This is a genomic window from Pseudomonas sp. G11, from assembly GCF_029457515.1.
GTDB classification, from domain to species: domain Bacteria; phylum Pseudomonadota; class Gammaproteobacteria; order Pseudomonadales; family Pseudomonadaceae; genus Aquipseudomonas; species Aquipseudomonas gorinensis.
In genome coordinates this window covers 3,895,581-3,908,280 of the sequence record NZ_CP120377.1, presented here as the reverse complement: position 1 = coordinate 3,908,280, position 12,700 = coordinate 3,895,581, and the positions used below count along the sequence as shown (strand labels likewise).

At 59.2% G+C, this 12,700-nt stretch carries 10 protein-coding genes and 1 pseudogene; 10 read left to right on the top strand and 1 reads right to left on the bottom strand.

What is annotated here, in order from left to right:
• Window positions 1-28 precede the first annotated feature (28 nt).
• Window positions 29-748, bottom strand: coding sequence for a DNA-binding transcriptional regulator CsiR (gene csiR / locus P2T68_RS18085; protein ID WP_023048102.1), 720 nt, complete (start codon window positions 746-748; stop codon window positions 29-31).
• A 192-nt stretch (window positions 749-940) separates the two neighbouring features.
• On the opposite strand from csiR, the gene glaH reads away from it, so the two are divergent.
• The 10 genes and pseudogenes from glaH (at window position 941) to P2T68_RS18035 (ending at window position 12,655) form a co-directional block, all read left to right on the top strand.
• Window positions 941-1,918, top strand: coding sequence for a glutarate dioxygenase GlaH (gene glaH / locus P2T68_RS18080; protein ID WP_023628647.1), 978 nt, complete (start codon window positions 941-943; stop codon window positions 1,916-1,918).
• Between the two features lie 84 nt (window positions 1,919-2,002).
• Window positions 2,003-3,232 carry an L-2-hydroxyglutarate oxidase gene (gene lhgO / locus P2T68_RS18075; protein WP_023048104.1) on the top strand — a complete coding sequence of 410 codons (1,230 nt, stop codon included), beginning with the start codon at window positions 2,003-2,005 and terminating at the stop codon, window positions 3,230-3,232.
• Window positions 3,233-3,470: 238 nt separating this feature from the next.
• Window positions 3,471-4,838 (top strand): aspartate aminotransferase family protein, encoded by a 1,368-nt coding sequence (locus tag P2T68_RS18070; RefSeq protein ID WP_023048105.1) that lies wholly within the window; start codon window positions 3,471-3,473, stop codon window positions 4,836-4,838.
• A 109-nt stretch (window positions 4,839-4,947) separates the two neighbouring features.
• Entirely contained in the window at window positions 4,948-6,399 is a 1,452-nt protein-coding gene (gabD, locus tag P2T68_RS18065; RefSeq protein ID WP_024075423.1) for an NADP-dependent succinate-semialdehyde dehydrogenase, read from the top strand.
• Window positions 6,400-7,185: 786 nt separating this feature from the next.
• Window positions 7,186-7,497, top strand: a pseudogene (locus tag P2T68_RS18060) (endonuclease); the annotation flags it as partial.
• Window positions 7,498-7,523: 26 nt separating this feature from the next.
• Window positions 7,524-8,432: a branched-chain amino acid ABC transporter permease gene (locus P2T68_RS18055; RefSeq protein ID WP_023048107.1), complete on the top strand. Its 909-nt coding sequence runs from the start codon at window positions 7,524-7,526 to the stop codon at window positions 8,430-8,432.
• Complete coding sequence (locus tag P2T68_RS18050; RefSeq protein ID WP_023048108.1) at window positions 8,429-9,187, top strand: ABC transporter ATP-binding protein; 759 nt, start codon at window positions 8,429-8,431, stop codon at window positions 9,185-9,187. Before P2T68_RS18055 ends, P2T68_RS18050 begins: the two co-directional genes overlap by 4 nt.
• The gene (locus P2T68_RS18045; RefSeq protein WP_024075421.1) at window positions 9,187-9,903 is read left to right on the top strand and encodes an ABC transporter ATP-binding protein; all 717 of its coding nucleotides are present in this window, start codon (window positions 9,187-9,189) and stop codon (window positions 9,901-9,903) included. The genes P2T68_RS18050 and P2T68_RS18045 overlap by 1 nt, the downstream gene beginning before the upstream one ends.
• A gap of 17 nt (window positions 9,904-9,920) precedes the next feature.
• Entirely contained in the window at window positions 9,921-10,835 is a 915-nt protein-coding gene (locus P2T68_RS18040) for a methyl-accepting chemotaxis protein (RefSeq protein WP_024075420.1), read from the top strand.
• 368 nt (window positions 10,836-11,203) lie between these two features.
• A complete protein-coding gene (locus P2T68_RS18035) occupies window positions 11,204-12,655 on the top strand; it encodes an aldehyde dehydrogenase (protein WP_023630205.1) in 1,452 nt (483 codons plus the stop codon).
• Window positions 12,656-12,700: the final 45 nt, after the last annotated feature.

Genomic DNA, 12,700 nt, shown 5'->3' with positions numbered 1-12,700 from the left:
CACCCCCTCTAAGGGCGAGACACGGTAACTATCCCATGATTTCAGGGGCGGACTGGGATGCTCTCAGGTTGCTGTTGCGCATGATCCCTTCGATGATCGGTACTGGTGTCATCAGATGAGCCTGCATCATGGCGCTTGCTCGCGTTGCGTCACGGGCAAGGATAGCTTCTACCAGTTCGCTGTGCTCTTGACGTTTCAGGGACAAGGCCTCCTCGGATAGCACCGTGCGCCGCAGCCACAGCTGGCGATAGCGCTCGGCCTGATCGAACAGATAGGCGCGCGCCTGCAGCAGGTGTCTAGACCCACAGCCGGAGGCTATAGCTGTATGGAAGGCCTTGTGTCGGGCATCCCATATTTCCAGCATCTGCTCCTGGGTCTTGACCTCCATTACCTTGGCCAATGTATGCGAATAGGCCAACACCTGGGCCTCCCAGGCGTCATCGCCGCGTTCGATGGCGAGCTTAAGTACCAGCGCTTCGAGATTGGCCCGTGCGTCATAGATGTCCTGCATTTCGCTCAGCGACATAGGAGCGACGCGGTAGCCACGCTGACTGATAGCTACTACCAGATTTTCCGCAATCAGATGCGATAGCGCTTCACGCAGAGGGCCTACGCCTAGGTCGTAGCGCTCCTTAAGCGCAGTCATTCGCAGTTTTTCTCCGGGCTTGAACATGCCCTGAATTATGTCCCGCTTGAGCCACTCATAGCCGCTGACTGCTGAGTTTTGGCGGGGGGCGAGCGTATCCATAAACCATGCTCCTCAACGGGTTTTATCCATCATACGCAACTGCAGAAATATTTACTAAGTGGAGATGCAGTTGCCGAGTGTCGCTATTTTATAAAAGCGTAGACATTTTTATAAAATAGCTATATTTTTAGTCCGGCTGTTCTGGTAAATCTCGGGGCGGCGTACAGACAATTTTTTCGTCAGGACTCTGCCATGAATGCCTTTACCCAGCTCAAAGATCTTGTGATGCCGCTACCGACCGCCGTTAAGGGGTTTTCTCTTTCACCCTCCGCTCAGTCGCCCCGTTTGTTCGAGCTGACCTTCACTAAGGCGACGATAGAGGCTTTCTGTGTAGCAGTGGCCGAGTGGCCGGTGCAGGCGCTGGAATACAAGTCCTTCTTGCGATTTCGCTTCGCCAAAATTCTTGACGATCTCTGCGGTAACAGCCTGCGCCCGGTGCTACTCAACGCCCTAATGGATCGTGCCACCGGAGGGCTGTTAATCAAGCAGGAGGCCCTGAATGATGTGGCACAAGCTGATGATATGGTCAAATTCTCGACTGCTGTGGCCCACCTGCTGGGGCGGTCGAACTTTGATGCGATGAGCGGCCAGTTCTACGCACGCTTCGTGGTCGAGAACGTCGATAATTCGGACAGCTACCTGCGCCAACCTCACCGGGTAATGGAGTTGCACAACGATGGTACTTTCGTCGATCAGATCACCGACTACGTGCTGATGATGAAGATCGATGAGCAGAATATCGAAGGTGGCAACTCGCTGATCCTGCATCTGGACGACTGGGAGGATCGCCATGCTTTCTTCCATCATCCGCTAGCACGGCGCGTCATGCGCTGGACCGCGCCGCCGAGTAAAAGGGTCGATACGGACGTGTTCCATTCGATCTTTGATGTCGACGCCGAAGGGCGGCCGACTATTCGCTATATCGATCAATTTGTTCAGCCCAAAGACTTCGACGAGGGCAACTGGCTGACCGACCTGTCTATCTCCCTGGAGGGCAGTAAACAGAAGCTTTCCGTGCCGGTGCCAGTTGGCTGCTTCCTGCTGATTAATAACCTGTATTGGCTGCATGGCCGCGATCGTTTCACCCCTCACCCTGGGCTGCGCCGTGAACTGATGCGCCAGCGCGGTTACTTCAGTTACCCCAAACTCGGCCATCAGCAAGGCCAATAATTGCCATTAATTGAACAGGGGCTGCGCGGTTTAGCCCTTGTCGTTTGTCCACGGGGCAAAACAGATCGAGTAGAGGTGATAGCGGTGTACGATTTTGTGATCATCGGGGGCGGCATTATCGGCATGTCGACTGCCATGCAATTAATCAAGGCCTACCCAGAGTCGAAAATCTTGTTGCTCGAGAAAGAGTCCGGGCCAGCTAAGCATCAGACGGGGCACAATAGCGGGGTCATCCACGCCGGCGTCTACTACACGCCGGGTAGCTTGAAGGCGAAGTTCTGCCTGGAAGGCAACCGTGCTACCAAATCGTTCTGTAACGAGCACGGCATTATCTACGATGAGTGCGGTAAGTTGCTGGTCGCCACCAATGAGGTGGAAATGCAGCGCATGCGCGCGCTTTGGGAGCGCACTGCAGCCAATGGTCTGGAGCGCGAGTGGCTGTCTGCGGAGCAACTGAAGGAACGCGAACCGAACATCACCGGAATCGGCGGGATCTTCGTGCCCTCCAGTGGTATCGTTAACTATGCCGAGGTCACCGCTGCCATGGCTCGCGAGTTCCAGAGGCACGGTGGCGAGATTCGCTACGACAGCGAAGTCATCGGCCTGGAAGAGCGCGCCACGGAGATGCGGGTTAAAACCCAGCATGAAGAAGTCATTGCACGCTTTTTGGTGACCTGCTCGGGTCTGATGGCCGACCGCATTGTATGTCTACTGGGCTTAGATCCTGGCTTTAGCATTTGCCCGTTCCGTGGCGAATACTATTTGCTGCCTGAGCAGCACAACCGGATCGTCAATCACCTGATCTACCCGATTCCCGATCCCTCCATGCCGTTCCTCGGCGTGCACCTGACGCGAATGATCGACGGCAGTGTGACAGTCGGTCCCAATGCTGTGCTGGCACTCAAGCGTGAGGGCTATCGCAAGCGTGACATATCTTTGTCCGACACGTTCGCAATGCTCACCAATCCGGGCATTCTTAAAGTGCTCAAGGACAATCTGCGGCCCGGCCTGATCGAGATGAAAAACTCGCTGTTCAAGCGTGGTTATCTACAGCAAGTACGCAAGTACTGCCCCAGCTTAACGCTGCAGGATCTCAAGCCTTACCCGGCCGGCGTCCGCGCCCAAGCGGTTTCAGCGGACGGCAAGTTGATCGAGGACTTCCTGTTCCGCAATACCCGCCGTAGCGTCAACGTCTGCAATGCACCATCGCCGGCGGCTACCTCTGCAATTCCCATAGGCGCCTACATCATCAAGCAGATTGATGCACAGCTGCAGGGGCTACCCAGGTTTGTAAAAAACCAACATCCCGCATGAGGCAGTGCGGGGCGAATTCGGCAGTGCACTGGAACGAACAAGACTGTGCGCAAGACGACAAGCCCCGCACCGGCTCAGTCTAATAGGCTATCGGCTAGTGCACTTAACGTCCCCGAGCCAAGTCATCGTTACTGAACTCGTTACCGAATTGAAGTGTGTGATTGTGATCAAAAGCCGGATGCCTACTTATAAGGCTACTCCCAGAAACCATGCTTGTTAGTCATATTGAGAGCGCCCCATGAACCAGTCAGTATCCTCGCTGCCAGAAAAAGACATTCAGTATCAACTGCACCCCTACACCAATGCTCGCCTTCATCAGGAGCTTGGCCCGCTGATCATCGAGCGCGGGGAGGGTATCTATGTTTATGACGATCAGGGCAAGGGTTATATCGAGGCGATGGCTGGGTTGTGGAGCGCCGCGCTTGGCTTTAGCAATCAACGTCTGATCAAGGCAGCTGAGCAGCAATTCAACACCCTGCCGTTTTATCACCTGTTCAGTCACAAATCGCATCGCCCGAGTATCGAGTTAGCCGAAAAGCTGATCGAGATGGCGCCGGTGCCTATGAGTAAGGTGTTCTTCACCAACTCCGGTTCCGAGGCTAACGATACTGTAGTGAAGATGGTCTGGTACCTCAATAACGCTCTAGGCAAACCAGCCAAGAAGAAGTTCATCAGTCGGGTCAACGGCTACCACGGCATCACCGTCGCCAGCGCAAGCTTGACTGGCCTTCCAGGCAACCAGCGCGGTTTCGACCTGCCGCTTCCAGGCTTCCTGCATGTCGGCTGCCCGCACCATTATCGTTTCGCCCTTGCCGGTGAAAGTGAAGAGCATTTCGCTGACCGCCTTGCCGTCGAGCTCGAGCAGAAGATTCTCGCCGAAGGCCCGGAGACTATCGCAGCGTTCATTGGCGAGCCATTGATGGGCGCTGGCGGTGTCATAGTGCCGCCTCGTACCTACTGGGAGAAGATCCAGAAAGTTTGCCGTAAGTACGACATCCTGGTTATCGCCGATGAGGTAATCTGTGGATTTGGGCGTACCGGGCAGATGTTTGGCAGCCAGACCTTTGGTATCCAGCCGGACATCATGGTGTTATCCAAGCAACTGTCATCTTCTTATCAGCCGATAGCGGCGATTCTGATCAATGCCCCAGTATTTGAGGGCATCGCTGATCAGAGCCAAGCGCTTGGCGCGCTTGGGCATGGGTTCACCGGCAGCGGTCATCCGGTAGCTACTGCCGTGGCCTTGGAGAACCTGAAGATTATTGAAGAGGAGAGCCTGGTCGAGCATGCGGCGCAAATGGGCCAGTTGTTGCGCAGCGGCCTACAGCATTTCATCGATCATCCCTTGGTGGGCGAAATTCGCGGTTGTGGACTGATCGCTGCGGTAGAACTAGTTGGCGATCGCGTGAGCAAGGCGCCGTATCAGGCGCTAGGCACCCTCGGACGCTACATGGCCGGCAGAGCCCAGGAACACGGCATGATTACTCGCGCCATGGGTGATGCCGTGGCCTTCTGCCCGCCGTTAATCGTCAACGAACAGGAAGTCGGAATGATTGTAGAGCGCTTTGCCAGGGCGCTGGACGACACCACTCAGTGGGTTGGTTAGATCAATCCGGGGGAGGAGAGAATTGCTTTTATGTGGCTCTCCTCGGCTTAAATTCATAGCTTGGAAAATAGCTGAGCAGCACTGAATGCAGTCTGCGAAGGAGCACGCCATGCAACTCAAAGATACCCAATTGTTCCGCCAACAGGCTTATATCGACGGAACCTGGTTGGACGCGGACAGCGGCCAGACCATTCAGGTCACCAATCCGGCCACCAACGAAGTTATGGGTAGTGTGCCGAAGATGGGGGCAGCGGAAACCCGTCGAGCCATCGAAGCAGCAGATCATGCCCTGCCAGCCTGGCGTGCACTGACAGCTAAAGACCGCGCCAACAAACTGCGCCGCTGGTTTGAACTGATGATTGAAAACCAGGACGACCTGGGTCGTCTCATGACCATGGAGCAAGGTAAGCCACTTGCCGAAGCCAAGGGCGAAATTGCTTTCGCGGCGTCCTTCCTTGAGTGGTTCGCCGAAGAAGCCAAGCGCGTGTATGGCGACGTAATTCCCGGCCACCAACCGGACAAACGCCTGATCGTGATCAAACAGCCCATCGGCGTAACGGCAGCGATTACACCCTGGAACTTCCCGGCAGCCATGATCACCCGTAAAGCCGGCCCGGCCCTGGCCGCCGGTTGTACCATGGTGCTCAAGCCAGCGTCGCAAACGCCTTATTCGGCGCTGGCGTTGGCAGTGCTGGCCGAGCGTGCCGGGATCCCCAAAGGCGTGTTCAGTGTAATCACTGGCAGTGCTGGCGAAGTCGGCAGCGAACTGACTAGCAACCCGATCGTGCGCAAGTTGAGCTTTACTGGCTCCACCGAAATTGGTCGCCAGCTAATGGCCGAATGTGCCAAGGACATTAAAAAGGTGTCGCTAGAACTGGGCGGAAACGCGCCGTTCATCGTATTCGATGATGCCGACCTTGATAAGGCAGTGGAAGGCGCACTGATCTCCAAATACCGCAACAATGGCCAGACCTGCGTGTGCGCCAACCGCCTGTATATCCAAGACGGCGTATACGATGCCTTCGCCGAGAAGCTGAAAATCGCGGTAGCTAAGTTGCAGATTGGTAACGGTTTGGACGAAGGTATCACCACCGGCCCTCTGATCGATGCCAAGGCGGTGGCCAAGGTCCAGGAGCACATTGCCGACGCCATTAGCAAGGGTGCCAAGCTACTCGCTGGTGGTAAGCCGCACGCCCTCGGTGGCACTTTCTTCGAGCCGAGCATCCTCATTGACGTACCGAATAACGCCGCCGTAGCCAAGGAAGAAACCTTCGGTCCGCTGGCGCCGCTGTTCCGTTTTAAGGACGAGGCCGACGTGATCGCGATGTCCAATGACACCGAGTTCGGCCTGGCCTCGTACTTCTATGCCCGCGATATGGGGCGCGTGTTCCGTGTGGCCGAAGCCCTAGAATACGGTATGGTCGGCGTCAATACTGGGCTGATCTCCAATGAAGTTGCGCCTTTCGGTGGTATCAAGGCATCCGGCCTGGGTCGCGAAGGATCCAAGTACGGCATTGAGGATTACCTGGAGATCAAGTACCTCTGCCTGGGTGGTATCTAAGAGCCCGGCGAATAGGCACGTGATTCTCGCTCAGGCCCCACTTGGCGAGCATCATTAATCTTGGCCCGGTCTATAAAACCCGGGCATGCTACATCGGTTGTGGCGCAGACAAAGATTGACGCGGGCTATTTCTACGTCACCGTCTACTTCTCACGGCTGTTGCCGCGCAACCAGAGTCTGGAGGCCTGTATCCGCGTCGACAGCGCCCCCTGTTCGAGCTAGGTGCCTAACATTTCTAACGATTGAGCGTTGCGCGGAGTCCTACACCTAGGCTCTGCGCCTTTTTAATCCCGCCGCGCTAGATTAGGCGAAGTAATGCTGCCTTCACAGCCAGTCCTGCTGGTATGGATAAAGGTGATATCCATCACCTATGCCATGTTAGGGGCGACGGTGAACTCTCTCTAAGATGGTTTGGTGCGATGATTTAAGGCGCCCCAGCGACCGTTGATTGCATCCAATGTGCTCATTAGCTTTTCTGTTCGAGCTGGCTGTTCCTGTGCGAATAGATCCTGTGTGTACTCATCACGCTTACACAGGTCTAGCAGCAACACTTGGGCTTTGGCATAGCTGAAACCCTCTCGTTACAGCCTTTTGATTCCCTCCTGTGCCGCTGCAATGATCAAACGCGTGTCATCGGTCGGGTAGGGCAGTTGGCAAAGCAGGCCGTTGGCGTACTTACCATCATTGAATTCGCTCGGTCGCAATCAGGCGAGCATTCGGGGCTTGGATCACGATCCCTCCAGTCGTAATAGCCACTGGCAGAAATCTTCAAGCAGAGGCACATAAGGTCGTAAGAACTGCGTAGCTGGTGACCCCGTCTTCCGTGCCATGAAAGTTGACCTGACCAACCGCTATCCGTCAGTCGGTGAGGCGAAGCAACTTCCTTTATGGCATGGTGCCACAGTCCCTTATTACGGAACGTGTAGTACCCGCATTGATTTCGTAGGGCGAGCAGCAGTGCCGCGTGATGAAGTGAAAGGCTTGGTCGCTTGCCCGACCTTCTACACGTAGGATCGCTATGGCATGTCCATGTCCTGTCAGCAACAGCAACAGCAACAGCAACAGCAATTGCTTATGGCTTGGGATCGACAGTATCCTTCCACCTGCAGCAACTGACCCACATCATGATTCTCGCCCTGGTCGCTCTCAGCCTCGACCTGTTGGTGGGCGTGACCGGCATGGTCAGCCTGGCCCAGGCGGCCTTCTTCGGCATCGCCGGCTACAGCCTGGTGTTGTTCGCCCCGGAGTTCGAGGCGGTGAACTTCTGGCTGGCGCTGCTGCTGTGCCTGGGCGTCAGCGCCGCAGCTGCGCTGCTGATGGGCCTGCTGATCATCCGCACCTCGGGCATCTTCTTCATCATGGCGACCATCGCCTTCTCGCAGATGCTCTATTACCTGTTCCACGACTCGGCCTTCGCCGGCGGCTCGGACGGCATCTACCTGTTCCTCAAGCCCGAGGTGGCCATCGCCGGGGTGCATCTGCTCGACCTGGAGAACCCGCGCAGCCTGTTCTACCTGGTGCTCGGCTCCCTGGTGCTGGTCTATCTGCTGCTGCGCACCTTCCTGCGCGCGCCGTTCGGCCGGGTGCTGCTGGGCATCAAGCACAACGAGGAACGGGTCCGTTCCATGGGCTACAACCCGCTGTTCTACAAGCTGGCGGCCTTCGTCATTGCCGGCACCATCGCCGGCTACGCCGGCATGCTCTCGGCCACCCAATACGGTTTCGTCAGCCCCGACCAGGTCGGCTGGCAGCTCTCGGCCCACGCCCTGGTGATGGTCATCCTCGGTGGCATGGGCAGCCTGTTCGGCGCCATCTTCGGCGCCTTCGCCTTCGAGGGCCTGCACCATCTGTTCGCCGGCCTGACCCCGCACTGGGAGCTGCCCATGGGGCTGGTGGTCATCGCCATGGTTCTGTTGCTGCCGCGCGGTCTCGCCGGGTTGCTGCTGCAGCTCTGCGACCGGCGCACAGCCACGGCCTGCGACGCAAGTACGGTATCCACCCCCGACGCGATGAAGAAGGAGGCCGGCGTATGACCGCCCATGTTCTAGAAACCCGCGGACTGAGCAAGGCCTTCGGCGGCCTGCGTGCGGTCAACGACATTTCCCTGAGCGTGGCGCCCTGCGAGGTACACGCGATCATCGGCCCCAACGGCGCCGGCAAGAGCACCATGGTCAATCTGCTGTCCGGCCATCTTCAGCCCAGCGCCGGGCAGATCCTCTTTCACGGCCGCGACATCACCGGCTTGGCGCCCAACCGGGTGTCGCACCTGGGCATCGGCCGCAGCTTCCAGCGCACCAACATCTTTCCCAGCTTCACCTGCCTGGAAAACTGCTGGCTGGCGGCGCAGTCGCGGCTGAAGAACTCCTTTCGTTTCTTCCGCCGCTGCGAGGCCTATGTCGAGGTACGCGAGCGCGCCGAACGGGCGCTGGAGCTTTGCGGCCTGGCCGCCCACCGCGACACCCTGGCCGATGCCCTGAGTTATGGCGAGCAACGCCAACTGGAGATCGGCATGGTACTGGCCACCGAGCCGAGCTTCCTGCTGCTCGACGAACCCATGGCCGGCATGGGCAAGGACGAATCGGCGCGGGTGGTCGAACTGCTCGCCAGACTGTCGCAGCAGTACGCCATGGTCCTGGTCGAGCACGACATGGATGCGGTGTTCAGCATCGCCCACCGTCTCACCGTGATGGTCAACGGCGAGCTGCTGGCCAGTGGCCCGCTGGACCAGGTGCGCAACGATCCGGCGGTACAGCAGGCCTATCTGGGCGACGGCGAGGAGCAATTCTGATGAGCGCACAAGCCCTGGTGCAGGCCACCGGCCTGCACACCTATTACGGCAACAGTCATGTGCTGCATGGCGTCGACCTGCAGATCCAGCCGGGCGAGACCCTGGCGCTGATGGGCCGCAACGGCATGGGCAAGAGCACCACCATTCGCTCGTTGCTCGGCCTGACGCCGGCGCGCCGCGGCGAGGTGCTGATCCGCGGCGAGCGCTGCAGCGGCCGCGCCACCCACCAGATCATCCGCCGCGGTATCGGCTATGTGCCAGAGGGCCGCGGCATGTTCCCCAACCTGAGCGTGCGCGAGAGCCTGATCATGGCCGCCCGCCCGGGCCTGGACGGGCGCCGCGACTGGAACCTGGAGCGGGTGCTGGCGACCTTCCCGCGCCTGGCCGAGCGCTTCTCCCACCTGAGCGGCAACCTTTCCGGCGGCGAGCAGCAGATGGTCGCCATCGGCCGCGCGTTGCTGACCAACCCCGAACTGATGATCCTCGACGAGGCCACCGAGGGCCTGGCGCCCTTGATCCGCAAGGAGATCTGGGACGTGATCCGCCTGATCAAGGCCAGCGGTATCGCCACTCTGGTGGTGGACAAGAACGTCAACGTGCTGCTCGACCTGACCGACCGCAGCATGATCATGGTCAAGGGACGGGTGGTGTTCGACGGGCCCAGCGTCGAGCTGAAGTGCCAGCCGCAGATCCTCCAGGAACATATTGGCCTGTGACGCCGGGGAGACTGACGATGAACGAGAAGACCGACGCCCCTGCCCGAAACTGGCAGAAGCCGCTGGCGGCGTTGCTGCAAGCGACGGCGGCGCTGGCCGCAGCCGGCCTGCTGCTGTTGGACAGCGGCCTGCACGGCCCACTGGCGGCCCTGGCGCTGGCCGGCGTCGCCCTGGCCGGCCTGCTCTACCACAGGTTGCCGCCGATCCTGGTCGAGTTGCCGCCACCAGCGCCAGCGCCAGCGCCGCCACCGGCGCCTGAGCCTGAACCGCCGGTGCTGCTGGCGGCGCCTGCTCCCGAGCCGCCTTCCGACCCTGGCCTGCCGCTACGCGCACCCCTGGCGAAGTTGCTCGAGAGCATCCTGCGCACCGAGCAGGACATGCTCTTCGCCACTGAACTGGCGCGCGCGGGCGGAGAAAAGGTGCAGTTCAGCGCCGCCAGCATCCAGGCCTGCGAGGCGGCGATCCGCGAGCTGGCCGGCTACATGGGCACCATCGATCAGGTATTCGACGAACTGTCGCAACAGTCGATGCGCATCGGCGCCATCGTCGGCAGCATCCAGGACATCGCCAAGCAGACCAACCTGCTGGCGCTCAACGCGGCCATCGAGGCGGCCCGCGCCGGTGAGCATGGCCGCGGCTTCGCCGTAGTCGCCGACGAAGTGCGTCACCTGGCCCAGCGCGCCAACGAGTCCAGCGGCGAGATCCAGCAGATCGCCGGCAGCCTGCAGAAGTCGGCGCAGGAGGCGCGGACGGGAGTCGAACACATCGGCCAGTCCACCAGCACCGGCCTGGAGAAGTCCGCCGCGGCCCTGGGCGCCATGGCAGAGATGCGTGCCGGCGCCGCGGTGCGGCTGGAGACGGTCGAGCGCATCGTTCGGCGCCTGAATGAGCAGCGCACCTTGACCCAGGACATGGTCGAGCTGCTGGGTTAGCGGGCTATCGCTGAAGTGGGCACCTTGCGACCCCATCGTTGTGACGCAGTCTTCGTCAGCCGATTCGACTGGCTGTGGAATCACGATCTGCAGCAAGACCTGAACTTGGCCTACAGCCGTTTAGGCTGGAAAGCGGCCCTGGCCGCATGACTCCGCCATTGCCGTGGACGTGATGCCTTCTCGCCTGGAGTTGGCTCGCAGGGTGGGCACAACGCCCATCTTCAATAGCCGGGTAGCAGATCCGGCTACGCGTAGTCGCGCAATCACTGACGCAGCTGCGCAGCGCAGTCCCATTCTGCGTATGCCCGGAGCTGCCGACTGAATGCGGTCGCGTCACACAATTTTCCTACTGTCTAAAAGGTCTAGAAATGAGTGCACAACTGGTAATCGACAATATCAAGCTGGACGCTACCGGAGGCAAGACGATCCAACGGCTTGACCCTGTGTCCGCCAAACTGGTCAGCACTGCGGCTGCCTGCACCCTGGAAGACGCAAAACGGCTCGCGGCCTCATCCGAGCGAGCATTCCGCAAATGGTCCAAGACCGGACCGACCGAGCGGCGTCGTCTCCTGCTCGCAGCAGCGGATGTCCTCGAGGCCAAGATGTCGGAATTCTGCCGGATCATGGCTGAGGAAATTGGCGCATCGCAGCTCTGGGCGCAGTTCAACGTAGGTGCATCGGCGAATCTGCTGCGCGAGGCTGCAGCGCTCACTACTCAAATCAAGGGTGAGACGATTCCAACCGATAAGCTTGGCGCTTTCTCGTTGACGCTTCGCCAGCCGGTGGGCACCGTGCTGAGCATTGTGCCGTGGAATGGGCCGGTGATCCTGGGGGCTCGCGCTATCGCGTATCCGCTGGCGTGCGGCAATACCGTGATCTTCAAAGGCTCGGAAAACAGTCCTCGCACTCATGCCCTTGTGGCCGATGCCTTCATTGAGGCAGGCCTGCCGGCGGGTGTGCTCAATTTCCTGATTACCGCGCCCGAAGACGCATCGGCTGTCACCGAAGCGTTGGTGGCCCACGATACCGTGCGCCGGGTCAACTTCACGGGCTCCACCAAGGTCGGCCGCATGATCGCCGAAACCTGTGCGTCCCATCTCAAGCGCTGTTTGTTGGAGTTGGGTGGCAAGGCTCCTTTCGTAGTGCTGGAGGATGCCGATATCGACGGCGCAGTGAATGCCGCAGTATTCGGCTCGTTCCTGTATCAAGGGCAAATCTGCATGTCGACCGAGCGTTTCGTGGTCGATCAGCGTGTTGCCGACGAATTCGTGAGTAAGTTTTCCGAGCGAATCGGCAAACTGGAGCTTGGCGACCCCACCGCATCTCCGACCTGCGTAGTCGGACCGGTCATCGCCCAGGGCTCGGTAAAGCGGATCAACCATCTGATCGAAGATGCGCTCGGCAAAGGGGCTGTCATCGCCGCGGGCGGTATCGCCGACAGTGCCTTGATGCAGCCCACGCTAGTCGACCGCGTGACCAAGGACATGGAAATCTACGACGAGGAAACCTTTGGTCCTATTACCACGATCGTTCGTGTCGACGGGGCAGAGGAGGCGTTGGAAGTGGCCAATGACACGGCTTATGGCCTCTCATCTGCAATTTTCAGCGCCAATGTCTCCAAAGCGCTTGAGCTGGCAAGTCGGTTGGATGCAGGTTGTGTCCACATCAACGGCGCCACCGTACAAAACGAAGCGCAGGCCCCCTATGGTGGTATGAAGCAGAGTGGATACGGCCGTTTCGATGGAAGCGCTGTGATTGACGAGTTCACAGAAATCAAGTGGGTCACTGTTGAGCCATCTGATCAGCCTTATCCCTTCTGATGTTTCGGGGCCGGCGGAGCAAGTGGATTCGCCGGTTCACGCGCG